23 protein-coding genes are annotated in these 25,815 nt (G+C 67.0%); 13 read left to right on the top strand and 10 right to left on the bottom strand.

Annotated elements, in window-relative coordinates; genetic code table 11:
- Positions 1-11: 11 nt before the first annotated feature.
- The 3 genes from VMD91_07790 to VMD91_07780 form a co-directional block, all read right to left on the bottom strand.
- Entirely contained in the window at positions 12-1,751 is a 1,740-nt protein-coding gene (locus tag VMD91_07790) for a hypothetical protein (GenBank protein ID HTW83951.1), read from the bottom strand.
- A gap of 150 nt (positions 1,752-1,901) precedes the next feature.
- Positions 1,902-2,123, bottom strand: a complete 222-nt coding sequence (locus tag VMD91_07785) for a hypothetical protein (GenBank protein ID HTW83950.1) — start codon at positions 2,121-2,123, stop codon at positions 1,902-1,904.
- A gap of 5 nt (positions 2,124-2,128) precedes the next feature.
- The gene (locus VMD91_07780) at positions 2,129-3,580 is read right to left on the bottom strand and encodes a DNA sulfur modification protein DndB (GenBank protein HTW83949.1); all 1,452 of its coding nucleotides are present in this window, start codon (positions 3,578-3,580) and stop codon (positions 2,129-2,131) included.
- A 1,098-nt stretch (positions 3,581-4,678) separates the two neighbouring features.
- On the opposite strand from VMD91_07780, the gene VMD91_07775 reads away from it, so the two are divergent.
- Genes VMD91_07775 through VMD91_07760 form a run of 4 tightly spaced genes read left to right on the top strand, consistent with a single transcriptional unit; the run spans position 4,679 to position 7,666 of the window.
- Positions 4,679-5,116, top strand: coding sequence for a YciI family protein (locus VMD91_07775; GenBank protein HTW83948.1), 438 nt, complete (start codon positions 4,679-4,681; stop codon positions 5,114-5,116).
- Between the two features lie 17 nt (positions 5,117-5,133).
- Positions 5,134-5,544, top strand: a complete 411-nt coding sequence (locus tag VMD91_07770) for a VOC family protein (protein ID HTW83947.1) — start codon at positions 5,134-5,136, stop codon at positions 5,542-5,544.
- Between the two features lie 50 nt (positions 5,545-5,594).
- A complete protein-coding gene (locus VMD91_07765) occupies positions 5,595-6,938 on the top strand; it encodes an epoxide hydrolase (protein HTW83946.1) in 1,344 nt (447 codons plus the stop codon).
- A 5-nt stretch (positions 6,939-6,943) separates the two neighbouring features.
- Complete coding sequence (locus tag VMD91_07760; GenBank protein HTW83945.1) at positions 6,944-7,666, top strand: SDR family oxidoreductase; 723 nt, start codon at positions 6,944-6,946, stop codon at positions 7,664-7,666.
- 21 nt (positions 7,667-7,687) lie between these two features.
- Here the strand turns inward: VMD91_07760 and VMD91_07755 are convergent, their stop codons facing one another.
- A complete protein-coding gene (locus tag VMD91_07755) occupies positions 7,688-8,395 on the bottom strand; it encodes a class I SAM-dependent methyltransferase (GenBank protein HTW83944.1) in 708 nt (235 codons plus the stop codon).
- 36 nt (positions 8,396-8,431) lie between these two features.
- A complete protein-coding gene (locus VMD91_07750) occupies positions 8,432-9,340 on the bottom strand; it encodes a lytic transglycosylase domain-containing protein (GenBank protein HTW83943.1) in 909 nt (302 codons plus the stop codon).
- Between the two features lie 165 nt (positions 9,341-9,505).
- Between VMD91_07750 and VMD91_07745 the strand changes: the two genes are divergently transcribed.
- Positions 9,506-9,922, top strand: coding sequence for a helix-turn-helix domain-containing protein (locus tag VMD91_07745; GenBank protein ID HTW83942.1), 417 nt, complete (start codon positions 9,506-9,508; stop codon positions 9,920-9,922).
- Here VMD91_07745 and VMD91_07740 read toward each other — a convergent pair.
- Positions 9,919-10,392 (bottom strand): VOC family protein, encoded by a 474-nt coding sequence (locus VMD91_07740; protein ID HTW83941.1) that lies wholly within the window; start codon positions 10,390-10,392, stop codon positions 9,919-9,921. The two genes, VMD91_07745 and VMD91_07740, sit on opposite strands and share 4 nt — an antisense overlap.
- 200 nt (positions 10,393-10,592) lie before the next feature.
- Entirely contained in the window at positions 10,593-13,685 is a 3,093-nt protein-coding gene (locus tag VMD91_07735) for a carboxypeptidase regulatory-like domain-containing protein (GenBank protein HTW83940.1), read from the bottom strand.
- Between the two features lie 272 nt (positions 13,686-13,957).
- On the opposite strand from VMD91_07735, the gene VMD91_07730 reads away from it, so the two are divergent.
- On the top strand, positions 13,958-16,759 hold the full coding sequence (locus tag VMD91_07730) for a carboxypeptidase regulatory-like domain-containing protein (protein ID HTW83939.1): 2,802 nt from the start codon (positions 13,958-13,960) through the stop codon (positions 16,757-16,759).
- A gap of 17 nt (positions 16,760-16,776) precedes the next feature.
- On the opposite strand, the gene VMD91_07725 is transcribed toward VMD91_07730, so the two are convergent.
- Positions 16,777-17,559, bottom strand: coding sequence for a VOC family protein (locus tag VMD91_07725; GenBank protein ID HTW83938.1), 783 nt, complete (start codon positions 17,557-17,559; stop codon positions 16,777-16,779).
- 63 nt (positions 17,560-17,622) lie between these two features.
- Between VMD91_07725 and VMD91_07720 the strand changes: the two genes are divergently transcribed.
- The 6 genes from VMD91_07720 (at position 17,623) to VMD91_07695 (ending at position 23,315) form a co-directional block, all read left to right on the top strand.
- Positions 17,623-18,579 carry a WYL domain-containing protein gene (locus VMD91_07720; GenBank protein HTW83937.1) on the top strand — a complete coding sequence of 319 codons (957 nt, stop codon included), beginning with the start codon at positions 17,623-17,625 and terminating at the stop codon, positions 18,577-18,579.
- A 96-nt stretch (positions 18,580-18,675) separates the two neighbouring features.
- Positions 18,676-19,554 carry a branched-chain amino acid ABC transporter permease gene (locus VMD91_07715; GenBank protein HTW83936.1) on the top strand — a complete coding sequence of 293 codons (879 nt, stop codon included), beginning with the start codon at positions 18,676-18,678 and terminating at the stop codon, positions 19,552-19,554.
- Between the two features lie 11 nt (positions 19,555-19,565).
- A complete protein-coding gene (locus VMD91_07710; GenBank protein HTW83935.1) occupies positions 19,566-20,576 on the top strand; it encodes a branched-chain amino acid ABC transporter permease in 1,011 nt (336 codons plus the stop codon).
- A gap of 40 nt (positions 20,577-20,616) precedes the next feature.
- Positions 20,617-21,876, top strand: coding sequence for an ABC transporter substrate-binding protein (locus tag VMD91_07705; GenBank protein HTW83934.1), 1,260 nt, complete (start codon positions 20,617-20,619; stop codon positions 21,874-21,876).
- A 4-nt stretch (positions 21,877-21,880) separates the two neighbouring features.
- Positions 21,881-22,606, top strand: a complete 726-nt coding sequence (locus VMD91_07700) for an ABC transporter ATP-binding protein (protein HTW83933.1) — start codon at positions 21,881-21,883, stop codon at positions 22,604-22,606.
- A gap of 1 nt (position 22,607) precedes the next feature.
- Positions 22,608-23,315 (top strand): ABC transporter ATP-binding protein, encoded by a 708-nt coding sequence (locus tag VMD91_07695; protein HTW83932.1) that lies wholly within the window; start codon positions 22,608-22,610, stop codon positions 23,313-23,315.
- A gap of 60 nt (positions 23,316-23,375) precedes the next feature.
- Here the strand turns inward: VMD91_07695 and VMD91_07690 are convergent, their stop codons facing one another.
- Positions 23,376-23,564, bottom strand: coding sequence for a hypothetical protein (locus tag VMD91_07690; GenBank protein ID HTW83931.1), 189 nt, complete (start codon positions 23,562-23,564; stop codon positions 23,376-23,378).
- Positions 23,565-23,679: 115 nt separating this feature from the next.
- Between VMD91_07690 and VMD91_07685 the strand changes: the two genes are divergently transcribed.
- Entirely contained in the window at positions 23,680-24,378 is a 699-nt protein-coding gene (locus tag VMD91_07685) for a cytochrome P460 family protein (GenBank protein HTW83930.1), read from the top strand.
- Here the strand turns inward: VMD91_07685 and VMD91_07680 are convergent.
- The gene (locus tag VMD91_07680) at positions 24,375-25,781 is read right to left on the bottom strand and encodes an MATE family efflux transporter (GenBank protein ID HTW83929.1); all 1,407 of its coding nucleotides are present in this window, start codon (positions 25,779-25,781) and stop codon (positions 24,375-24,377) included. The genes VMD91_07685 and VMD91_07680 overlap by 4 nt on opposite strands.
- Positions 25,782-25,815: the final 34 nt, after the last annotated feature.

Below are 25,815 nucleotides of genomic sequence, written 5' to 3'. Positions count from 1 at the left end.
CGGACGTGTCCTTACTGCGTCTTCGCCACCGTGAGATGCCGTCCGACATGTCCGATGAGCAGTTCTCCCTCCGCATTATCGCCGAAGTAGATCCGCACCGACGCATCGGCACCACCGCTGCCGATCTTAACGTGTTTCTCAAGTTGCGCCTGCCCGCCGTCGAATGTCGCGATCCGCTCGCCACCGAACTTGTTTGTCGCCGTCAACGACTCGTGAAGCGCGCAGGGAAAGCGAACGACCTGACGGACGGTTTCCTCGATCGGACGGCGGGTGTTCCGAATATCCTTCCAAAGGAAACCGAGACGCAGCAGGGCCGCCAGCACGTCTGTGGGACGCTTGAACGGAGAGTCGAACGACGAGGTGAACGCGGTATCCGACACAACCACGCGCGCGCCGTACAGGCCGAAGAGGTTCTTCGCCGCCTCCACGGCGTCGACCACCGTTTGTGGAGCAGGATGCGAGTCAATGAGCCGCTCGACAAACTCGGCGTCGATCACGACGGAGGTCTGGCCGTTCTTCGTCGCGAGCAGATGGAGCAACGAGGCACGCTCGGTCTGCAAGGCCCAGTTGCGCCGCTCCTCGTTCCGAAGCGCTTCGCCGAGTGACTTGCTTTCGTTGAGGTAAGCCTCCGCGCGCAGCGTCAGCTCCTTGATGTCGGCGCTAAGCTTGTCATTGTCCTCTTCATAGAGCGCAATTATCTCGTTTGCCGCCTCGAGATCCGCTTGGACAGTCTGCGCGCTGGGTCGCTGCTCGCTCAACTGTACGCGGCGCTCGCCGACAGCGTTGGCCTTGATCTTCTCGACGGTACGATGCGCGGGGTCGTTGAGCATCCGCAGGACGACCGCTCGGGCGATTTCCTCATGCAGCCAGTGCGCGAACGCCGGCGGACCACTTTCGCCGTCACCGTGCCAGCCGATGATGGTCTCGAACTTCGCAGCCGGCGCCAATGGGCGTTTGCCGTGGGCCGGCGGATAGAACGTGCTGACCGCACCGTGCTGGAGTTCGTAGGCCTCGCCGCTGTTCTCGGCGAGCGTGACCATGAGCGCGAGGCGTACGTGACGCGAGAGACGGACGACGTGCGCGAGTCCAGCCGAGTCGGTCGCCACGCGCTCAGCATTGAGCGGACAACCGTCGGCGAGCACGACAACTGGGAAGTCGCGGTCCTCGTCGAGCAGCAGATCCGCGAGCGGGCCCGCCTCGGCTTCGATGTCGAGTACGCGCGGTCCGGGGACCATGATGTCCAGGTCTGAGAGCGCTTGCTTCTCCAGCAGCGTCCTAATGAAGCGCGGCGGCGAGCAGCGGCGCTTGTCGCTCGCGACGCCCGTGAAGAACTGGCGCGTCGCGATCCATACCTGGTCGCCATCGGCTTCACGGTCGAGAGTTACCTCGGTGCGCCAGTTGCGGATCGGATCCCATGTGCCGTCGCGGTCGCGTTCTTGGTGCTGCAGACGATAGACGATGGTGTTCCCGTCGGGGCTTGTCACACGTTGGGCGATAAGATGATCGCGCTCGAGATGACGTTCAATCTCGAAATCGCCTGGCGGCCGGTCTGCCACATACGGTCTTACCGTGTCGTGCGTGCGGAGCCAGATGTCGACGACGTCGCGAGCTTGGTCGAACCCACCCTGCGGGTCGAGATCGAACGCGCCCGCGTAGATCGGGCGGATGAGGCCGCGCATCGCAGGATCGGCCGCGAGGCGGCGAACATGCAGGCGATGAGGGACTGGATGGACCGGCATGAGATCGGCCATGCTAGATCTCCGGCAGTAAGATTGGTACCGGCTAGGTCGTCGGGAGCCGGTCGTTTCCCGGGTCGCTCGCGGCGACCTACCGGTAAACACCAGGATCATGAGGGGCCCCTCGGACAAGGCGCCCCTCATGATCACTTAGACGAACGAGGACTAGAAGTTCTCGTGGCTGTCGATGTGACGCGCGAGGCGCACTGCCTTGAAGCGCGGGCGGTTCCCACACTTGTTGCACGGCGGGAACTTCTTGTCGTAGATCACGGTCACGTCATGCTCCTGCGTGTGAGCCGGGTCGTGCGTGACCTTGTAGATCCCCGAAGCCTCGACCTTATCGCCCGGCTTGAAGACCTTGCCCATGACCTCCGTTGCGGTAGCCATGTCGTCTACACCGCCGCCAGCTCGGAGTCGGCGCCGACGTTGGTCTGATCGTCGGTACTCTCGCCGACCGTCTCATCGTCCTTGTCCTCGCGGACCACCAACGACGGCAGGTTCAAGCCGATGTGGGTAGCGACGTACTCGGCGCCCTTGATGACCGACCGGTGACCGGTCGAGACGCGGGTCGGAGTCGCGACGCCGAGCGCCGCCCAGTCCTTGTTCGTGGCGCGGTGCCAGTCGATGACAGCGGGGTCTCCCATGCGCGCGACCGCCTCTTCCCAGTTCACGACGCCGTCGCGACGGATGGCCCAGCCGATGCGCGCGATGATCGCCAAGCCCGTCGCCGTGAAGAACAGCCACCCGGCGTTGCGCAGTTCGGCGAACCGCGCCTGCACCTCGAGCGGAGTCAACTCGGCGTACTCCTTGAGTTTCGGAATCGCGTTGGTGACCTGATTGAGGTACTTGACCATGAACGCGCTTGCCTCGGCGTACGAGGTGCTCGCACTCGAGCCGAACATGTCCTTTGCCTTCGTCTCGAAGTCTTCTTCGGCGATGCCGTAACCGCCGGTCAGGAACGTCTTGACCGATTGACGAACCATGTTGGCGAGGAACAGACCCGGACTCTTCTTGCCGAGCTTGAGATTCGTCGAGTCGGTCTTCTCCTTGAAGATGCCGCACGACTCGACGAGATCCATCACCAGCCCGTTCGCGGGGTGACGACGATCATAGACGGCGAGCAGCGACTTAGGCATCTCGCGACCCTTGCTGCAGTCGGCGAAATCCTGGTGGATCTGCTTGATATCGCTCGTCAGCGTGATCATCACCGGGATCGACGAACGATTCAGGTGCTCGAGCGAACCCGTGTCGTTCTTGACCTCATCGAGCAACTGCTTGATCGCGGACTGACGATGCTGTCCGTCGGTGATGCGCAGCACCGACTGCAGCGGCAAGTACATGTACGCATACCGGCTCGGCGGCTGCTGATCGCCCTCGACCAGGAACGTGTGGATGCGCGTTTTCGCCATCACGTTCGCCGTCAAGCTCGGCAAGATGAACAGTCCCGTCGGGACCGTCTCCTTGAGGTAGGAGATGATGGCCTTCGTGTGATTGTCGTCCTTAGGACGGTTGCTCTTGTCCTGCACCTCCTCGGTCGTCGCCACGGCGCTCGCGGAGTCCGAGGTCAGGATGGTCGAGACGAAGTTAAAAGCGAGCGTCCCCATGAGCATCGGGCGCTCGCCCTGTTCAAAGAGAATGCCGCTAACAATCGCGCCACCACCGGCGTTGAACATCTCACGCTGGGCAGCCGCTTGAGCGACTTCCAGCCCGGTCTGCTGGCGACCAGTCGGGTCGACGGTCGGCGGGTGGTAGACGATAGTAGAGTGGCCGTAGACCTTCGTCTCGGCCGGGTATGGCATACTATAGCCGCTGGCGCTGCCGGCGGCCGATGTGCTAGGATGCACTTGGAGTTAGGCTCCCTGGGGCCCCCGTGTCTGTACACGGGGGCCCCGGCTTTTAGTAACCGGTCCCCAAAGGGGGCTCCGGGTCGGGCCCCATCCCTTCGGATGCTGTAGTGGGCGGCGACTTGCCCAGCATAACTCATTGGAAGAGCACCTGCAAGGGTTTCCGGGAGTTCCTCGCGCTCCAAATTGGTGTTTAATCGGCGGTGAAGGCAAAAATGCAATGAACTTGCCTCCATCTGGAGCAACACATCGCATTTCGATCATACAAAATGATCCAAGTCGGCGTCAGATCACGTGCTCTTGATGGCTGTCGACGAAACAGCCAAAATCCACGAGGGCCCGTTTTTAGACCCAATGCAAAGCCTGCTGCTACGGGGCAAGATTGAAGCCAGGAAAAGCAAGGAGGTTGCTTTTTTCGAAGCGTCGGCGAGAAGGCTGCGACTTAGGTCACTTGCCCCGTTCGGGTCGTCCTCCCAGGGTCCGACGGGCCACTTGGGCGCACGCCGTCGCATCGCACGATGAGCCGTGTCTGAAGAGCCTTGTCCGACGAACGGGAAGACGAGCATCCCGATTCGTCCGGCGCCGTCGACCTGACCCGTGACCGCTCGGCTCGTCGTTGGGGATTGGCAAGCACAAGTCCAAGCCTCGGTTAAGCCGCTCGCCGGGGACGCCCCGCTACCGAGGGCCGCGGCTCGCGGAGCCTCCCAGACTAGCTCGTCTAACGCGACACCAAGCGCCGGATCCCGAGCAGAGTAGTGTAAGGTAGGCCGAATTCAACTCGCCACGGTCTGTCTGGGAAAGGGGCCTGTCCTCCTTGACGGCGACGATCCGTAGAAGGCTGGCTCCGGCAGAAGGTCCGGTCCGCGATGATCGACCGAAACCCGCTCTGACCACGCCTCTGGAGCAGCTCTCCTGGAGTCCAATTGGGACAACAGCGAACAACGACGGACGAATCTGGGAGAACAGGGCCCCCGGGGGCGAATCTGCAGCGAGCGCCATGACCCCGTCTCACGACGGGGTTTTTCATGTCGATTCGACGAGGGTCCGTTCGACGCATCAGCAGAGAGTCAGGACCGCAACCGAAGAGGAGACCTCGCAATGCGATTCATGGTCATCGTCAAGGCAACCCCGGAGTCGGAACGAGGAGGCGCTCCTCCCGATCCGCAGATGTTGGCCGAGATGGGCAAATTCAACGAAGAGCTGATCGAGGCAGGCGTTCTGCTCGCCGCCGACGGCCTGCATCCCAGCTCGAAGGGCGCCCGGGTCAAATTCTCGGGCACGTCGCGTACCGTCATCGACGGTCCCTTCACCGAGACCAAGGAGCTCATCGCCGGCTTCTGGCTCTGGGAGGTCGGGTCGCTCGACGAGGCCATCGCGTGGGTCAAGCGTTGCCCCAACCCGGACGGCGGCGAATCCGAAATCGAGATCCGCCAGGTTTTCGAGATGGAAGAGTTCGCGCCGGTCCTCTCCGAAGCGGAAATCCAACGCAAAGTACGTGCCCGAGCGCAGCTCCCGAATCAGACCACGAGAACGTAGCTCCCTCGGAGACCCGCATGAAGTGCTTGTGGACGATCATCGGCGTGGCTGACGTGCCGCGCAGCTTCGCGTGGTACCAGACGTTGCTCGGCCTGCCGCCGTCGGCGCCGGCCCACGACGACTTCGGTCGGATCGTCGACGCGGACGAAACGGTTCTGCTGAACCTGCACGCGTGGGGCGTCGAGGAGCACCCACCGCTGACGAATCCGGATGATCCCAAGCCCGGCAACGGCCTCCTCCTGTTCTTTCGCGTCGACGATTTCGAGGACGCGTTGCGCAACGCGCGTGGGCTCGTCGACCGATTCGAAGAGGAGCCGCACGTGAACCCCAACACCGGAACGATGGAGTTCTCGGTTCGCGATCTCGACGGCTACTACGTGAGCATCAGCGCGCTCGACGCGACGGAACGGCGGTCCGGGGGCTCCTAGTCCCTCTTTGTCAGGCGGCGGTCGTGGTATCGTGCCGGGCGGAGGGAACTATGTCAGCAACGTCAGGTCCGACCCGGGGTCGCTTTTGCACCACGGCATCCGCAGCGCTCGCGGCGATTCCGTTCACCCTGGTTGCCGCGCGCGGCGCCGTCGCCGCGACGCAGGTCGCGCAGGCGACGTCGGGCGACGCGTCCGTTCGCCCGTTTCACGTAAACGTTCCGCAGGCCACGTTGACGGAGATGCGGCGGCGCATCGCCGCGACGCAGTGGCCCGACCGCGAGACGGTCAGCGACGACTCGCAAGGCGTCCCGCTCGCTCTGATGCAGGCACTCGCCGCGTATTGGGCGACCGACTACGATTGGCGCACGTGCGAAGCCAAGCTGAACGCGCTGCCGCAGTTCCTCACCGAGATCGACGGCCTCGACATCCACTTCATCCACGTGCGCTCCAAGCACGCGAACGCGCTGCCGCTGATCGTCACGCACGGCTGGCCCGGCTCGATCATCGAGCAGCTCAAGATCATCGCGCCGCTGACCGATCCGACCGCCTACGGCGGAACGCCGGCCGACGCGTTCGACGTCGTCGTGCCGTCGATCCCCGGGTACGGGTTCACGGCCCGGCCGACCGTCACCGGCTGGGACACGGCACACACCGCGCGTGCGTGGACCGTGCTGATGAAACGCCTGGGCTACACGCGCTTCGTCGCGCAGGGCGGCGACCTCGGTTCGGTCGTGACGACGCTGATGGGAGAGCAGGCGGCGCCCGAGCTCGCCGGCATCCACACGAGCTTGCCGGCGACCGTTCCGGTCGACGTCGCGAAGTCGCTCACGTGCGGCGATCCGCCCCCGCCCGGCCTGTCGGCGGATGAGCTGCACGCCTACCAGCAGCTGCAACTGCTCTACGGGAAGCAGTTCGCGTACGCGGGATTCATGCGCACGCGGCCGCAAACGCTCTACGGTCTGGCGGATTCGCCGGTCGGGCTGGCGGCGTGGCTGCTGGATCACGGTGACGGCAACGGCCAGCCGGCGGCGGCCGTCGTCTCGGCGGTGGCCGGCCACACCGTCGACGGACACAGCGCGGGCAGCCTCACGCGCGACGACGTGCTCGACAACGTCACGCTGTACTGGGTGACGGGCACGGGTGTGTCGGCGGCGCGTTCGTACTGGGAGAACAAAGTCAGTCCGATCAACGCCGCCAACGTCTCGATCCCCGCCGCCGCGACGGTGTTCCCCGCCGAGATCTACGAGGCGCCGCGCAGTTGGACCGAGCGCGCCTTTCACCATCTCATCTACTTCCACAAAGCGGCGGCGGGTGGTCACTTCGCCGCCTGGGAGCAGCCGCAGATCTTCGCGGAGGAGATGCGCGCCGCGTTCACGAGCCTGCGCAGGGGCTAGGGCCCATGGCTACGGGGAACGACGCGCAGCGGAAGGTCGTCATCGTCACGGGCGCGTCGCGGGGTATCGGTGCGGGGCTGGTGCAAGCGTTTCGCGATCTCGGCTACGCGGTCGTCGCGAACGCGCGCGCGATCGAGCCGTCCACGGATCCCGACGTCCTCACGATCGCCGGCGACATCTCGCTGCGCGCCACCGCGTCGGACATCGTCGAACGAGCCCTGCGCCGGTTCGGCCGCATCGACACGCTCATCAACAACGCCGGCGCGTTCATGTCCAAGCCCTTCACCGAGTACCAGGACGCCGACTTCGCAGACCTGGTCGCGACCAACCTGGGCGGTTTCTTTCACGTCACCCAGGCGGCGATCGTCCCGATGCTCGAGCAGCGGGCCGGTCACGTCGTCAACATGGCGGCCAGCGTCGCGGATCATCCCAGCTCCCGGGTCCCGGCGGTCCTCACCTCGCTCACGAAAGGCGGCCTCACCGCGGCGACGCGGGCGCTCGCGCTCGAGTACGCAGCGCGCGGCATTCGCGTCAACGCCGTCTCGCCGAGCGCGACCAACAGCGCGAAGCAGGCCGTCCCGGTGCAGACACCGGCGACGACGTTGCAGCCGCTGGGCAGAATGGCCGAGATCGCGGACGTCGTGGGTGCCGTGCTCTACCTGGAGTCCGCGCCGTTCGTGACCGGTGAGATCCTACACGTCGACGGCGGCGAGAGCGCCGGCCAATAGCGTCCAGCGCAGAGCCGTCGGCTAGGCGTTCGGGTCGGTCGCGAAGCCGAACGGGCGGTACGCTTGCGGCCAGTCGCGTGTGAAGATCGGCGGTGGGCCGGCCTCGACGCGGGCGAGATAGCTGACCCGCTCGCGCCGGTGGCCCAGCCGCTCGATGGTGAAGCCGGCCGAGCGGAACCACGCGCGCACGCCGGCGTCGTTGGGGCCGACCCAGTTGGTGTAGTCGCCGTTCAACTCGTCCCGCTCGTAGAAGACGGCGGCCGGGCGGCGCGTGAGCAGGCGCGCGGTGTGCGTCTCGACGTGCACCTCGCCGGTCGCGACGGCGCGCAGACGATCCAACCCCAGCAGCGGATAGCGCAGGTGGTAGAGCACGCCGGCGTAGATGACGAGATCGAACGTCCCCAGCCGCGCAGGATCGAGGTCGTACGTGTTTCCCTCCGCGAACCGCACGCGCGAGCGCAGGGCGGCGTGGGCGAGCGAGAACGTCGGGTGCTCGACGACGTCGAGCGCGACGACCTCGGCCGCGCCGCGCGCTTCGCACGCGAAGGCGAGGCCACCGTCGAACGTGCCGACGTCCAGGACGCGGCGACCGCGCAGGTCCGCCGGCAGGCGGAGGAAGTCGCACAGCTCGCCGACGTCGCGCTGCCCCGGCGTGCGCACGTCGCCAAGCTGCATCCCGTGGTACCAGCGCAGTTTCGCGACCTCGGCGCGCAGATCGTCGGGCGTCACGCCGTGCTTCTTGCACGGCGAGCACCGGCTACCCCGTCAGTAGACGTTCGGGGTGTCGGGGACGGCCGGCGCGACGACCTTGTGCTTGATACCCAACAGGCGCGCGAAGAACGAGTGTGAAGGCTCGTAGCGGACAACCGGTTCGGGTGTCGCTACGGCCAGCGTCGTGTCGTGCGTGATCGACGTCGCGGCGAGGTGGATCATCGAACGTGCCGGTGCCGCCAGCCGACTCGGGCGCAGGACGTGCTGCGCGAGCGTACGCGAGACGCGCTCGTCGGTCCGCGAGCGGGCGCGCGCGTACTGCCGAGACTCCGGCGCGGCCGGCGCCGGCGTCGTCGCGGCGCGGTTGACGAGCGTGGCGACGGCGCGTTCGGACGGCGCGTCGAGCAGCGTCGAGAAACGCTGCCACTGGGCGAGCACGCGACGGACGTAGTCCTGCGTCTGCCGGTACGGCGGTACGCCGTGATAGCGGTCGACCGCGTACGGGCCGGCGTTGTACGACGCGACGGCGAGGCGCACGCGCGCCTCCGGTTTGAGCGCGGCGTACCGCATCAGCAGGCGGCGCAAATAGCGCGCCGTTCCGTCGAGGTTCTCGTACGGCTCGAGCGACTGCACTTTGAGGTTGGCGGCGGTGGCCGGCATCAGCTGGCCGTAGCCCATCGCCCCGACCGGCGAGACCGCCGTCGAACGCCAGCTCGACTCGACCGAGACGATCGCCAGCAGCAGCCGCGGATCGACCTGGTAGTACGAGGAGAGCAGCAGCAGCCGTTCCGCGATGTTCGCCCGCGAGGCCGCCGACAGGTTGCCGTTGACCGACGCCAACACCGAGGAGTAGCGCGCGACGACCGGTACCAGCTCCGCCGAAGCGGGGCGCGGCGCGAAGAGCGCGGGCACGGCCAGGAGCAGCGCTGCGAACGCCCCGAGGGAGACGCGAAGACGCCGCATGGGGTAACCCATACGCCTCCCTCGTTCGGCTGGACGGGAGCTCCGTCCCCACCTCGCCTTGGCAAAGGTGTCACCGAGCACAAGCCACCCCCTTGGCGGAGCGGCCGGCTCCGTCTATACTACCGAAAAGAAAGTAACGATCCGGCGGAACGTGACGGAGGAGCGATGACCACGGCCGAGGAGCCGCTCGAGCGAAACCGGCTCGGCAACTGCAACAGCGCGAGCTGCGTCGCGCGCGACGTGCTCAGCAAGCTGGCGACCAAGTGGGCATCGCTGGTGCTGCGGCAGCTCGCGGGCGGCGAGCGGCGCTATTCGCAGATCCGCGACGCCATCGGCGGGATCTCCGAGAAGATGCTGGCCCAGACCCTGCGCGAGCTCGAGCGCGACGGCCTGGTGCGGCGCACCAGCTTCCCGGTCGTGCCGCCGCACGTGGTCTACGCGCTCACGCCGCTGGGCCGCGACTGCGCCGAGCAGGTGAGCGCGCTAGTCAACTGGATCGAAGTGCACCTGGGCGACCTGCAAGGCGCACGCCGCGCGTTCGACTCCGAACGCGCGGCCCGCCGCGCGCCGCGCGCGGGCTAGGCGTTCACCGCCGCGCGCTCGAGCGCCGCGACGTCGAACTTCACCATCTCGAGCATGGCCTCCATGACCCGCTTACGCTGGTCCGCGTCCTCGGTGTCCATCAGCTCGAAGAAGCGCTTGGGCACGACCTGCCAGGAGAGGCCGAACTTGTCGGTGAGCCACCCGCATTGCACCGGTTGCCCACCGTCGGTGAGCCGGTCCCACAGCCGGTCGACTTCGGCCTGCGTCTCGCACGCGATCGCGAACGAGATCGCCGGCGTGAACGTGTAGATCGGGCCGCCGTTGAGCGCGACGAACGGTCTGCCGTTGAGGTGGAACTCGATCGACATCACCGTGCCCGCTTCGCCCGGACCGCCTTCGCCGTAGTGGGCGACGTTGTCGACGCCGGAGTTGGGGAAGACCGAGGTGTAGAACGCGACCGCTTCTTCGGCTCGGTCGTCGAACCACAGGAACGGAGTGATCTCGTTCATAGCTGTCGCCTTTCACGGGAAGATCGGCGGTTGATGGTGCAGGCCGACGACGTTGCCGGCGGGTCCATGAAGAGGGCGTTCGTCGTCATGCCGTTCATGCCCGGCACGACGGCCGGGGGACGATGGGCCGTGGCTTGGCAAGCGCGCGCTACTCGATCGGTTCGTGGAGCTCTTCCGCATCGAGTAGCGCGCACGGCCGGTCAGAAGTGGTGGCTGATCGAGAGCGTGAAGGTCTGGAACGGCGGCTCGATGATCCCCAGCACTTGGCCTTCGCCGTAGCCGGAGACCGACGAGTAGCCGATCTGGACCTGTCCCTGGTACTCGATGGCGCGCACCAGATCGTTGCCGAAGTTCCGGTTGAAGATGTTCTGCCCGGAGAGCTGCAGCTGGAAGCCGGCCCCGACGTCGACGTGCGCGGTCATGTCGAAGATGTAGAACGCGGGCACGTTGTATTCGTTGTCGTTGCCTTCGTAGTCGACGCCCAGTCGCACCAGGCCGTTGTGGGGAAAGGCGAACTGTGCCGACGCGTACGCGGTCGCGTACGGAACGCCGTTGGCCTCCAGGCCGTCGATGTTCGTCTGCTTCGTCGCCGTGCCGAAGTACGAAGCCGGCAGGTTCTCGTAGTAGACGTGCTCGAGCGTCAGGTTGCCGTAGTAGCCCCAGCCCAACCGTGGCTGGTCGGTAATGGACAGCTGCGCGCCCTTCGAGATGCGCTGCGGGCCGTTGAGCGTGCTCGACTGGAAGCACTGTCCCGAGATGCGCTGACAGTAGGCGATCGGTTCGACCGTCGTTTCGGTCAGCCACGGGTTGTGCACGGTGTCGTACCACAGATCGCCGGAGAACACCGCGCCGTTGGACAGGCGGCGGTCGCTGCCCAGATCGTAGCCGACGACTTCTTCCGGCTCCAGGAACGGGTTCTTGACGGTGACGGTCGTCGACGAGGCGCCCTCGTTGATCGTGGTGTAGCCCGAGATCAGCGTCGAGTACGGCACCACCACCGACGAGCCGCCGTTGAGGCGCACTGCCGTGTCGCGGTCGGGGCGGAACACGAAGCCGAAGTGCGGATCGTAGTGCGACTTCGTGATCAGCTCGGAGACCGGGTCGACCGGCTGCTCGTTGATGTACGCGTTGTTGGCCGAGCCCGGATACGCGGCTTGGAAGGCCGCCACGATCGCCGGGTTCTCGAAGGTGACGTTGGTCTTGTAGGTCGTGAGGTAGTTGCCCCAGTCGAACTCGAGCTTGGGGGTGAGCTGGAACTGGCCGGTCAGCGAGATGTCGGTCTGGTAGATCTGCGTGTCCGGCGTGCCGATGTCGGTCGTCGGCAGGCTGGCCGTCGCGGCCGTGCCGTTGGTGGAGTTCAGCAGACAGTTCGGCTGATAGCCGATGGTGCCGACCGGCGGCTGCGCGCCGCCCTTGATGACCGGCGTACAGCCCGCCAGCGGTGTGCTGGTGTCGTTGAGGATCTGGATCGTGTCGTCGAGGAAGTGGTCGACGCTGAAGCTATACGTGTTGGCGCCGACCGGGTGGATGTAGCTGAACGTGTAGCCGTTGAGGTGGTCGTACTCGTTGGTGCTGTACGGCGTGCCGTAGCCGTACTGGCCGGCGTTGTCTTGCGCCGTCCCCGTCGTGTAGCACGGCGTCGCCGCGGTGCACGTGTACGGCGTGGTCGTCGTCCCGTAGGTGTGCGGGACGGTGGGATTGTTGACGTACGGCAGCGTGTTGATCCCGGCGCCGGCGGGGAAGCACGGTCCCTTGGCGCCGCCGGTCGCGGTCGGCGCGGAGAACTGGACGGTGCAGTTGGCGTCGCTGATCACCTGGAACCAGCCGTTGCCGTCCTCGCCGGGGACCTCGGATTCGCCGGTCCCGTCGATGTTGCGCGTGATGTCGGCCGTGTACGGCCGAAACAGCACGGTGTCGTTGCCGATGGTGGTGCGGAAGTCGGCGTTCAGGCTGGGCTGGCTGAAGCGCACCGCCGAGCCGGGATAGAACGTGTAGAAGCCCTGCGTCGTCCCGATCTGATTTTGAACCGAGGGCGCTTGATAAATCGAGGTTAGCGTGCAGCCGGCGCCGCTGGCGCCGACGAACGCGCCGCTGACCTTGTTGACGCACTCGGGGACGGTGTTCTGGCCGATGTACTGACCGTACGCGCCGCCTTGCGGATCGAATTGGCCGTAGAAGCCGACGTACTCGAGCGTCAGCTGCGTCGCGCCCGAGAACGAGAAACGCAGCTTGGCCAAGTTGTCGGTCAGCACGTACGTGTTGCTGGCGTCGTACAGCCCCTCCGCCGCGAGGTTGGTGAACGAGGGGACGGTGTAGTTGAAGGTCTGCGGGATGACCGTGGTCGCGGTGTTCATCCCGTTGGTGCCGTCGATGACGTCCACGTCGTGGTCGTACGAGGGACCGCGGTAGCCGTCGAACGAGCGCCCCAGGATCATCGAGATCTTGCCGCCGTCGAAGTTGCGGTCGAGCAAGATCGTGTAGAGGCTGCCGTTGTAGCTGTCCTTGCCGGCTTTGACGAAGCCGCTGTCCTGCGCCGTGAAGTCCGGCGTGCGGAAGTTGATCGTGCCGACGCCAGACTGCCCGGCCGTCGGCCCGTTGAGGCCCATGCCGTACAGGACGTCGACGCCGCCGATGATCCCCGAGCCGGTGTAGTCGGCGGTGTAGGTTCCGGAGACGCCCGAGGAAACGGGGTGACCGTCGAGGGTGACCTTCGTCTCGTTGAGGAGCCCGTGGATGAGGAAGCTGTTGTTGACGTTGGTCGCGCTCTCGGAGGCGTTGATGCCGGGCAGCGTCGCGATGAGGTTGGTGATCGCCGGCTGATCGAGGTTCTGGAACTGCTGCATGCTCAAGGTGGCCTGCGCGCTCGAGCCGATGTCGAAGCGGGCTTGATTGCCGCTGCCGCTGGTCGAGGTGCGGCCGATGGTGGTCAGCGTCGAGAGCGTCGTCTCTTGCAGCGTCACGTTGACCGCGGTCGGTGCGCCGGCCGTGATCGCGACCTGCGTCGATGCGGTCTGATAGCCGCCGTGGGTGACGGTGATGGTGTAGAAGCCGGGCGGTGCCGCGATCGCGAAGTGTCCGGCGGCGTCGGTCTGAGCGCTGACCGTGACCGGGCCGGTGGCGGTCACGTCGGCGCCGGCGAGACCGGTGCCGCGCGCGCTGGCGACGGTCCCGGTGATGGTTGGCGCGGAGCTCGTCTGTGCGGCCTGCGTCGCCGGTACCGCCGCACGAACGGGTCCGGTAAGCGAGCAGAGGGCGAATAGACAAGCCAGCGCTGCGCTGAGGGGATAGCGCACGCGTTCGTCCTTTCAAAATGACGAAGGGAAACGTCGAGTCACACCCCGACCCAGAGCTACCAGCCTCGCGTTAAGGTCGCTTTATGCGCCTCGCCGTCCGGCCAGCGATCCGCCGAGGGAACACTCGTCCGCTCGCGCTTGCCAGGTTCGTCCCAGAATTCCTTGTGAACCCTCCGCCGTGGTGGCGGTCTTCTCGCTTGCCAAATGTCGAATGACGAACGAGCGCGAGCTGGCTATCCTATGCTGAATCGCTCGCGCGTCGTTGAGGGATGATGCGGACACATCGTTTTGGGCCTGGGGCGCTTGCCGTTACCACCGCCTCTCTGCTGGCTTTCTTACCGACGCCTCCCGCCGGCGCGGCGGCGAGCGCGCCGGCCCTCGTCGCGCAGGCCGCGCAGACCGCTACCATCACCGGGACGGCGAAGGACGGTTCGGGGACGCCGGTGGCGGGCGCGGTGGTCACCGCCAGCGGACCGCAGACGGCGACCGCGACGACCGACCCGACCGGCGACTTCGTCCTGGTCGTCAAACCCGGCATCTACACGATCGCGGTGACGCGCGGCGGCTTCCAACCGGTGACGCTGAACGACGTCGCCGTGACGGCCGGCTCGTCGCAGCCGCTGAGCGTCACCCTTTCGCGCGTCGACCTCTCCTCGCTGCGCACGATCGGCCGCGTCTCGACCAGCGGACGCGGCGCGAGCACGATCAACGCCGGCGCGGCGGTCAGCGACTACGTTCCCGCGCAGACGTTCGAAGACATCGCCAGCCCGCAGATCAACACCGCCTTGCAGACCCAGGGCGACGTCACCATCGAGCACTTGGGCAGCCAGCAGGACACGGCCATCATCGTCGGCGGCTTGCAGCCGTACGAAACGCAGGTGCTGATCGACGGTCACCCGGTCGCGCTCGGGCAGTACGGCGTGTGGCTCAGCCACTTGTTCCCCAGCTACCTGGTCGGCGGCATCGAGACGCAGTCGGGTCCCGGAAACACGACGCCGTTCGCGAACCTCGCGGTCGGCGGCACGGCCAACATCCTCACGCCCGGCTTCACCCAGCGCACGACGGCCCAGGTCACGACCGGGCTGGACAACTACAACTCGCAGTACACGAACGTGATCGCGACCGGCGCGGCCGATCGGCTGCAGTACGTCGTCGCGGCGGGCGTCGCGGGCATCAACGGACCGTACTTCCACAAGTACGGCTGCGCGGTGTCCGAGGACTACGGCTCGGTGGCGAACTCCAGCGCCTCGGCCGGCATCGTGCAGTTCTGCGGTGACGAGAGCGGGTCGGAGTTCGACAAGGGCCAGCTGCTCAAGCTGCGGTACAACTTCAGCCCCGGCACCTCGTTCGACGTCGGTTTCCTGGGCTCGTACGGCGGCTACTCGCCGCAGGGAACCGCCTGGGGCAACGCGCTGGGCCCGACGCTGATCGAGTCGTGCATGTACAACTCCGACCCGATGATCTGCGGGAACCCGGCGTACGCGAACCTGACCGGCAAGACGATCAACGCCATCCAGTGGTATCCCGGCACCCAGATCACCAACACCCAGCAGCTCTACACCGCGCAGTTCCGGACCTCGATCGGCAACGACACGCTGCTGCTGCGCCCCTACGTCGGCAACATCCAGCCGGAGTCGTACGACGGCTACGACGAGGGTTTCTACCCGTCGTTCTATAGCCCGCCGAACGCCGATGCGGCCGCGTACACGGCAGTCGGCGGGACCTGTCCGCCGGGCACGGTGTTCAGCTACTCGCAGCCGACCAACTCGAAAGGCCAGACCTACACCACCCCCAACGGCCAAATCGAGTGCTTCCAGTATCCGTACACGTTCTACGAGCAGGACAAGCTGTACGGGAACACGTTCTCGTACATCCACCCGTTCGGCGACGACACGCTGCAGTTCACCTACGACTTCCACGGGCAGAGCACGTTCGCCTACGCCAACGCGATCGGCAACGTCACCGTCCCGTTGACCGGGACGCGCTTCTCCACGCTCGCGCTGACGGGCGATTTCCACGCCGTGCGCAACCTGACGTTCGACGCCGGGCTGTACGACACGACCTGGACGCTGGCCGGATCGCAAGGCGTCGTCGACGTGGCGACCGGTGCGGAGTCGCTGGTCAACTTGCAACGCGCGGAGACGCGGTTCGATCCGCACGTGGCGGCGATCTTCCGGCCCGGCGCCGACGACTCGTTCCGCCTGGCGTGGGGCACCTCGCACACCTTCCCGTTCGCCGGCGACGTCAGCGGATTGCCCGCGTACCAGCCCTTCGCCCAGTCGGCGCCGACCTACACCGCCGGCATCTACACCGAGAAGAACCCGCAGCTGCTGCCCGAGTTCAGCTCGGAGTTCACCGGCGGCGTCGACCATCGCTTCAAGAACGGCGCCGTGCTCAGCGCGGACCTCGAGTACGCGGTCGTGCACGACGTCTTTCAGCAGCTCGAGTACTCGGAGGTCGTGAGCGAGTTCCAAGGTAGCGCGACGAACCCGTCCAACGACGTGCTCGGCATCTTCCTGCCGATCAACGTCGCCGAGCTCACCGCGAAGATCGCGACGGTCAAGTACACCTATGCGCCCCCCGTCGGTTGGGGATACAGCGTCTCGGTAACGGCCGACAGCTCGGTGTTCAGCGGCATCCCGCTCAACGCGTACAACTTGAGCCCCGCCTTCCCGGTCAACAACGTCCAAGTCTGCGGTACCGGCCTGTTCACGCCGGGCCTGGCGACGTGCATCCCGTACCTCAAGAGCTTCGGCTCGCTGGGCTATACCTGGAGCGACGGCTCGGTGGCGCGCCTGGCGGTGGACTACGAAGGGAAGAACAACCCGTTCTACCAGCCGCCGTTCGCGGAGCTGTTCCTCACGCTGCGGCATCCGATCAACAAGTCGCTCGAGTTCCAAATCTCGGTCGAGAACCTGCTCAACACCAACAACTTCAGCAACCTGCCCGCGCCGAACATCGGTGAGCCGCTGGTCGCCGCGACGTCGGTCGGGCAGACGACGTACCTGCCCGACCTGCTGCCGATCCCGCCGCGCACCGTGCGCGCGCAACTGCGCCTGCACACGGGGCGCTAAGCGGAGCGCACCGCGCGCTAGTCGCTCGCGGTGCGCTGGTGCAGGCAGATGCCGAAACCCGCGGCGTCGGTGCCGAACGCCATCAGACAGACCGGACTCGCCTGCGGATCCATGACCTTCGCGCCGCGCGAGCGCGCGCGCGCGGCCGCGGCCCGCGCGTCGCGGACCGCCAGCATCCCGGCGCCGGCCGGCGGGAGCTCGACCGATCCGCCCGGGTTGTAGACGCCGAACGTCGAGCCGTCGGCCAGCGTGAACTCCGCGCCGTGGTCGTCGGCGTACACCTGCGTCGGGGTCAGACCGAGCACGTCGCGATAGAATGCGATCGACCGCGGCACGTCGCTCGCGACGAAACCGGTGAGGTCCGTCCCGATGACGTCGGCCGGGTCGGTGCCGGCCGCCGGCGCGGGCGCGTCGTCGGCGCGGTTCTTGCGCTGGTGGACGCAGAAGCCGTTGCCGTCCGGGTCGCTGCCCCAGCCCATCACGCAGACCGGGCTCTCGAACGGGTCGCCGATGGCACCGCCGCGGGCACGGATGGCGTCGATCGCCGCGCGGGCATCATTGACAGCGAAGAAGATGACCAGGCCGGGCTGCAGCTCGCCGTCCTCACCGGGGTTCCAGACGCCGAACGTGGTGCCGTCCGCCAACGTGAACTCGGCGCCGCGGCCTTCGTCGTCGACGGCGGTCGGCGCGATGCCCAGGACGTCGCGGTAGAAGGCGATCTCGGCCGGCACGTCCTTCACGATCAGCCCGGCCAGATCGATGCCGCAGATGGAAGCGCTTGCGCGCGTGCTCTCGTTCATGTGCTTTAGCGTACCGCTCGTATATGACAGGTGCTGTCATATACGCCGCCGGAGAATCACGGGGTGCGCTCGCAGCGGCTGCTCTCGCTGATGCTCCTGCTCCAGGGGACGCGCCGCCGAACGGCGCGCGAGCTGGCCGGCGCGCTCGAGGTGTCGATGCGCACCGTCTACCGCGACGTCGAAGCGCTCAGCGCCGCCGGCGTTCCCGTCTTCATGGAGCGCGGGCCGCACGGCGGCGTCGTGCTGGCCGACGACTACCGCCGCGCGTTGGCGCAGTTCACGACCGAAGAGCTGCAGTCGCTGTTCGCGGCCAGCGCCGGTCCGATGGCGGACCTCGGCATCGCGCCCGCGCACGGTGCGGCCTTGCAGAAGCTGGCCGGCGCGCTTCCGGCGCTGCAACGGCGCGCCGCCGAAGAGACGCGCGGCACGATCCTGGTCGACCACAACCGCTGGTACCGGACCGAGCAGCCGACCTCGCTGCTCGGGCGACTGCGCGCGGCCGCCGCTGAGAGCCGCCGGCTGCGGCTGCGCTACCGTGACCGCGCCGGGGCCGAGACCGACCGGCTCGTCGACCCGTTGGGTCTGGTGGCGAAGGCCGGGATCTGGTACCTCGTCGCTGACGAGCTGGGCAAGGGGATGCGCACGTTTCGCGCCGAGCGCATCGTCGCCGCCGACGCGACCGCGGAGCACTTCACCCGGCCGGCCGACTTTGACCTCGACGCGTATTGGCGCACCTCGACCGCCTCGCTGGAAGGACGCGCCGTCGGCCAGGAGACCTTCGACGTCGTCGCGCGCATGAGCCCGGAGACCGTCGAACGCTGGGCGCCGTTCCTCAACCTCGAGCTGCTGGCGAACGACGGCGCGCAGGCGCGCGTGCGGCTGCGCTTTCCGATGCGCGAGTTCGCGATCTCCTTGATCATCACGATGGGCGACGGCGTGCGCGTGCTCGAACCGGCCGACCTGGGTGCGGAGATCGTGCGCCGCGCGCGGGACGCCATCGCTCGCTTTGCCGTGCAGTAGGGGTCCGCGCGAAAAAAAGTTCGCAGGTCCCGTTTGGCCCCGGGTCCAAAGAACCGACCCTCGTCCTTGTTGGATTTGTCGGGAGGACCCACCGGCTTGCACGAACTGGCGCAACAAATCGTCAGCGGCCTCGCTTCGGGCTCGGTGTTCGCGAGTTTAGCGCTCGCATTGGTTCTCATCTACCGCTCGATGGGCGTCATCAACTTCGCCCAGGGCGAGATGGCGATGTTCACCACCTACATCGCCTGGCAGTTGGCGCAGAACGGCCTGCCGCTGTGGGCCGCCTTTGGGCTGACGATCGTGGCGGCGTTCGTCGGCGGCGTCGTGCTCGAGCGCGTCGTGATCCGGCCCGTCGAGCGCGCCGGACCGCTGACGATCGTCATCATCACCCTGGGCCTGCTGATCGCGTTCAACGGCCTGGCCGGCGCGATCTGGGGTTACGTCGTCAAGGACTTCCCCTCGCCGTTCCCGACCACGCCGGTCTCCATCGCGGGCGTCGGCTTCAGCTTGCAGGACATCGGCGTCATCGTCGTTTCGCTCGGCACGCTGGCGCTGATCTCGCTGTTCTTCCAAAAGACGAAGTTGGGCTTGGCGATGCGAGCGGCGGCGCTCTATCCGGAGCAGAGCCGCGTGCTCGGCATCCGCGTGAGCTGGATGCTCGCGCTCGGGTGGGGATTGGCGGCGGTGGTCGGCGCGATCTCCGGGATCATGATCGCGCCGGTCGTGTTCCTCGACCCGAACATGATGCAGTCGGTGCAGGTCTACGCGTTCGCGGCCGCCGTGCTGGGCGGGATCGAGAGCCCGATCGGGGCCGTCATCGGCGGCTTGCTGCTGGGCGTCGGCCTCAACCTGGTCGCGCTGGTCCCGGCGATCGGCAACGAGCTCAAGCTGACCGCCGCGCTGGTCGTCATCATCTTCGTGTTGGTGGTGCGGCCGTCCGGACTGTTCGGCCGCACGACGGTGCAGCGCGTCTAGTGCCCGTCTCGATGCGTGGCAACGCGCTCGTCGCGCTGGCGGTGATCGTCATCGCGATCGTGCCGTTCGTGTTGCCCTCGTTCCTCGTCTTCGACATGATCTTCGTCGCCGAGTTCGCGATCGCCGGCCTGGGCCTGGTCGTGCTGACCGGGATGAACGGTCAGATCTCGCTCGGTCACGGCGCGTTCCTCGCGCTGGGCGGCTACGTGCTCGCCGTGGTGGCGCACTTCTGGGGCGTCCCCTACGCGCTGGGCGTCCCGCTCGCCGCGGTGCTCAGCGGCGTCGTCGGGCTGCTGATCGGTCTGGTCGCGTTGCGGCTCGAAGGCGCGTACCTGGCGCTGGCGACGTTCGCGCTCGCGGTCGCGATGCCGACCTTGCTCAAGCACTTCAAGTCGATCACCGGCGGCTTCAACGGCCTCACGCTCGACCCGGTCGGCGCGCCGGCGTGGTTTCCGTCGACGGCGCAGAACTGGCTCTACTACGTGACCTGGTTCTCGGTCGGCGTCGTCTTCCTGCTCTCGGCGCTGTTGGTCCGCGGGCGCTTCGGCCGTGCGCTGCGCGCGCTGCGCGACAATCCGATCGCGGCGGTCTCGTTCGGGATCAATCCCTACGTCTACAAGACGCTGGCGTTCGGATGGAGCGCCGCGCTGGCGGGCGTCGCCGGCGCGTTCTTCGCCATGTCGAACGCGTACCTGAGTCCCGACTCGTTCCAGGCGACGCTCTCGATCCAGCTCTTGGTCGGCGCCGTCATCGGCGGCATCATGAGCTTCTGGGGCGCGATCTTCGGCGCGCTGATCGTGCAATTTCTGCCGCTCGTCGCGCAGAAGATCAACAACGGGGCCCCGTCCGTCGTGTACGGCGTGGTCCTGATCCTGGTGATGCTGTTCCTCCCGGACGGGATCGCCGGCGGCCTGCATCGCGCGTTCGCGCGCCTGCGCAACGCGAGCCCGCCGCTCGCCCTCGAATCCGAACCCGTGTCCTCATCCGTTCCCATCGCGACCCATCAGCCAACGCGCGAGTAGCGCACACCCAGCGCCATTCGGCGCAGCCGAGGAGGTCTTCGTGGTACGAAAAGTCACTCGAACGGCGATCGGTCTGATCGCAGCAGCGTTCGCGTTCACCGTGACCGGGGCGACGTTCGCTCCCGCGTTCGCGGCCGACCCAGGCGTCTCGGACAACGAGATCATCCTAGGCGGCGACCACCCGTTCAGCGGTCCGGCGTCGGCGTACGGCAACATCGGCAAAGGCATCGGTGCGTACTTCGACTACGTGAACGACCACGGCGGGGTCAACGGCCGTAAGATCAAATGGATCGACCTCGACGACGGCTACAGCCCGCCGCTGGCGGTCCAGGACGTGCACCAGCTCGTCGAGCAGGATCACGTCTTCGCCGTGTTCGACTCGCTGGGCACGGAAGTCAATACCGCCATCCGGCCGTACCTCAACCAGAACGGCGTGCCGCAGGTGTTCGTCGCGACGGGTGCCTCGAAGTTCGGCCGCGACTACAAGCAGTTCCCGTGGACGATCGGCTGGCAACCCGACTATCAAGCCGAAGCGATCATCTACGGTGAGGACATCGCCCGCGAGCATCCGCACGCGAAGATCGGCATCCTCTACCAGAACGACGACTACGGCGCCGACCTGATCACCGGCCTCAAGCGCGGTTTGGGCAAGCACACCAACCAGATCGTCAAGATGGCCTCGTACGAGACCAGCGATCCCGACGTCAACGCGCAGGTCGCCTCGCTCAAGGCGGCCGGCTGCGACACCTACATGATCTTCGCGACGCCGAAGTTCGCGATCCAAGGGATGATCTCGGCGGCCAAGCAGGGCTGGCATCCGCTGACCTACCTCAACAACGTCTCCAACGTGGTGACGTACATGCGTCTGGTGCAAAAGGTCGCCGGACCGTCGGCCGTCAACGGCATCATCACGACCATCTATTTGAAAGACCCGGGCAACGACGCGCGCTACGCCAACGATCCGGGCATCAAGTTCTACAAAGAGATCATGGCCAAGTACCTGCCCAGCGGCGACCCGACCGACGGCAACTACTTGTACGGCGTCGCGATCGCATATACGATGGTCGACTGCCTCAAGCGGGCCGGCCGCGACCTGACCCGGGCCAAGCTGATGGACGCGGTCACGCACCTGGACGAGACCAACAACCCGCTCGTGTATCCGGGCACCGTCGTCCGCACCACCCCGACCTTCCGCTTCCCGATCACGCAGCTGATCACGGCGCGCTGGCTGGGCACGGACTGGTCGCCGATGGGCGTCCTCACCGACACGCGTTCCTCGTCGATGAGCGACGCGAAGTAGCGGCGTGGAACCCTTGCTCTCCGTTCGCGACCTGACGATCCGGTTCGGCGGGATCAACGCGCTGACCGACGTCTCGTTCGACGCGGCCGAAGGCCACATCACCGGCCTCATCGGCCCGAACGGCGCGGGCAAGACCACCTGCTTCAACTGCATCACCCGGCTGTACCAGCCCAGCGCGGGGCGGGTGCTCTTCCGCGGCGAGGACCTCTTGCGGATCGCTCCGTTCGAGGTCGCTCGCCGCGGGATCGCGCGCACGTTCCAGAACGTCGCGCTGTTCGACCACATGAGCGTGCTCGACAACGTGCGGGTCGGCGCGCACGCGCGCTCGCGCGGGCGGTCCGAGGACGACGTCACCGCCGAGGCCCACGAGGTGCTCGAACGCTTGGGCCTCGACGGCTTGGCGACGCGCTGGGTGCGCGGTCTGCCCTACGGGACGCGCAAGGCGATCGAGCTGGCGCGCGCCCTGATGGCCCATCCGACGCTGCTGCTGCTCGACGAGCCCGCCGCCGGGCTCAACCACGAAGAAGTCGCCGCGCTGGGCGGCCGCATCCAGACGATCGCGCGCGAGTTCGAGACCTCGGTCCTGATGGTCGAGCATCACATGCAGCTGGTGATGCGCGTCTGCGATCACATCGTGGTGCTGGCGTCGGGGCGCAAGCTCGCCGACGGCTCGCCCGACGTCGTGCAGCGCGATCCGGCCGTCATCGAAGCCTATCTCGGAGCGGTCTAGCATGGCGCTGTTGGAGGTGCGCGGCCTGCGCGCGCGCTATGGCGAGATCGCAGCGCTGCACGGCGTCGACCTGACCATCGAGCGCGGCGCGTTCGTCGCGCTGTTGGGCGCCAACGGCGCCGGCAAGACCAGCACGCTGCGCGCCATCACCGGCGCGATCAAGCGCAGCGGCGAGGTGCGCTTCGACGGCGGCGCGCTCGACGGCGGGCCCGAGGACGCCGCCCGCAAGGGAATCGCGCACGTTCCGGAAGGCCGCGGCACGCTCAGCGGGCTGACCGTCGGCGAGAACCTCGCGCTGGGCGCCTACGTGCGCGGCGATCGCGCCCGCGTGCGCGCGCGCGAAGACAAGATGTGCAGCTACTTCCCGTGGATCGGCGACCGTCGCAAACAGGCGGCGGGGACGCTCAGTGGCGGGGAGCAGCAGATGTTGGCGATCGCGCGCGCGCTGATGCTCGACCCGCAGCTGCTGCTGCTCGACGAGCCCTCGCTGGGGCTGGCACCGATGATCGTGCGCGACATCTTCGCGCTGCTGCGCACGATCAACCGTGAGGACGGCGTGACGATCCTGGTCGCCGAACAGAACGCGACCATCGCGCTGGAGTCGGCCGACGAAGCCTACGTGCTGGAGACCGGCCGCGTCGCCACCCACGGCCCGAGCGCCGACCTGGTCCAGAACGACCGCGTCCGCCGCTCGTACTTAGGCTACTAAGTGGCTTCGCCTACGGCGAAGCCGTCGCGTTCGGCCTTCGGCCGATCCGCCGTTTAAGGGTTAATTCCAGCCGACGCGCCAGTGGACTTCGCCGTCGTCGTCGAGGTGGCGAATGCGCACGACCGTGAACGGCGCCCGCCGCCGCGGGTGCGGCGTCGTGACGGCGTCGGTCTCCGTGGCGAACCCCATCGTGCATCCCAAGATCAGGAAGCCGACTGCGCCGACGAGGACCACTGCCTCGATGCCCACGCAATCATTCTCCCCCACCGAACGCCGGAACGCAACACCGTTTGCGTAGGAGTGACCGTTCGTCGGCGCGTACACCGCGCCTCACAGAGCGCTTGCTCGGGAAGGGGTGTGTCGCATGCGGTGGACCGTGCTGCTCGCAATCGTCGTGCTGGTGCTGGCGGGCGTCCGCGCGCCGCTGACGGCCCAGCCCGTTCCACCGGTCGACGGTCCGCGCTTCACGCCTGACGGGAAGGTGATTCCGCCGGCCGATTATCGCGGCTGGGTGTTCGTGAGCACGGGCTTCTCGATGACCTACCCGCAGGGACTGCTCAGCGCCGGCGCGCGCGCGCACCTCCCGCTGGCGGTCGCGGCGGCCGGCGGCACGCCGGTCTTCCAGAACGTCTTCGTCACGCCCGCGGCGTACCGCGCCTTCCAACAGACCGGCACGTGGCCTGACCGCACGATGTTCGTCCTCGAGATCCGCTCGGCCAAGGACAAGAGCCAGATCGTCTCCGGCCCGGGACCCGGCTTGAGCACCGGCTCGGTGCAGGGCGACCTGCTCGACCTCGAAGCAGAGCTGCGCGACGACGCGCGCTATCCGGGGACCTCGTGGAAGTGGGTGACGTTCGACGCCGGCCGCGGCGGCTACGTGCCGACGCAGCCGTGGGCCGACGATCAGCCGACCGGACATGCCTGCTTCCAGTGCCACACCGCGCACGGCGCGGTGCAGAAGTCGATGGTCGAGTTCTATCCGCAGCTCTGTCCGCTGGCGGCGCGCAAGAACACGCTCAACCCCGGCTTCTCGATCAAGAACTGCTCGGCGCCGACCGACTAGGTCGCGACCGGCAGCTCCTTGCCGTCGAGGTCGTCGAGCAGCGTCGTCAGCCGCTGGCGCCGCCACACGCCGAAGTAGTAGGCCGACTGCAGCGCCAGGCCGACGCAGAACGCGACCGGGTAGGCGATCCACACGCCGGTCAAGCCCAGGTGCGGCGCCAACCCGTACGCGACCGGGACCTCGACGGCCCAGATCGAGACGATCGAGAGCAGCGTCGGCCACAGCACGCTGCCGCTCGAGCGCATCTGTCCGGACAGCACCGCCGAGGTGCCGAAGATCACGTAGCTCCACAGCGTGATCTCCAGCAGACCGTGCGCCAACTCGACCACGGTCGGATCGGTGACGAACAGGCGTAGGATGTCGCGGTCGAAGACGTAGACCAGCGTGATGAGGATCGCGCCGATCGCCCAGTTGAGCCCGACGGCCGCCTTCGCGATGTGGCCGAGCCGGTCGAAACGCTTCGCGCCGATCGCCTGGGAGCCGAAGATCGACGCGGAGATGCCGATCGAGATGGCCGGAAACTGCACGTACGAGACGATCTGGTTGACCGCGCCGTACGCCGCCGTCGCCGACGAGCCGAAGCGGTTGACCAGCGAGATGACCGCGATCTCGGCCAGCGAGATCATCACGAACTGGACGCCGGTCGGGATGCCCAAGCGCAGCAGCAAGACCACGACCTTCGGCATGATGCGCATGTGCCGCGCCAAGCCGGCGTCGAAGGCCAGCGGGTTCTTCTCCGCCGCCAGCGCGATCAGCATGAACGCCAGCGCCGCCGCGCTGCCGACGATGTTCGCGACCGCGGCCGACACGATGCCGAGCTTGGGCAGGCCAAGCCAGCCTTCGATCAGTGCCGGCGTGACGACCAAGCTGACGGCGGTGCTGACGATGAGCGCGACGAACGGCGTGCGCGTGTCGCCGGTGCCGCGCACGAACGTGGTGTAGGCGAGGTAGACGAACAGCAGCGGCAGCGAAAGAAACGTCACCCGCGCGTAGCGCACCGCCAGCGCGAAGACGTCGGCGGGCATCCCGATCAGGTGCAGCAGCGGCGTGATGAACAGCGCCCCCAGGACGCCGACGACCAGTCCGAGCCCGATCGCCAGCGTCAGCGTGGTGCCGGCCACCGACTCGATGCGGTCCTCGTCGCGCGCGCCGTAGGCCTGTCCGATCAGCACCGAGCTGGCGCTCGCGAGGCCGACGAAGAACGAGATCATGAAGAAGACGATCGGGAAGAAGCCCGACGCCGCCGCCAGCGCGCGCACGCCGATCAGCTGACCCAGGTAGATGCTGTTGAACGTCGACGAGGCCGACTGCAAGAAGTTGCTCGCCATCAGCGGCAACAAGAAGATCAGCATCGTGCGCCAGATCGGGCGCGTTTCGTCGAGGGCCAGCCGCCGTTGCTGCATTCTGCTCCTTGTGCCCCGTCCGGGGAGCGCGCTC

The organism is Candidatus Sulfotelmatobacter sp. (assembly GCA_035504415.1).
GTDB lineage: Bacteria > Vulcanimicrobiota > Vulcanimicrobiia > Vulcanimicrobiales > Vulcanimicrobiaceae > Vulcanimicrobium.
Note: the sequence above shows the minus strand (reverse complement) of the source record. Positions and strands in the feature narration are given on the sequence as shown.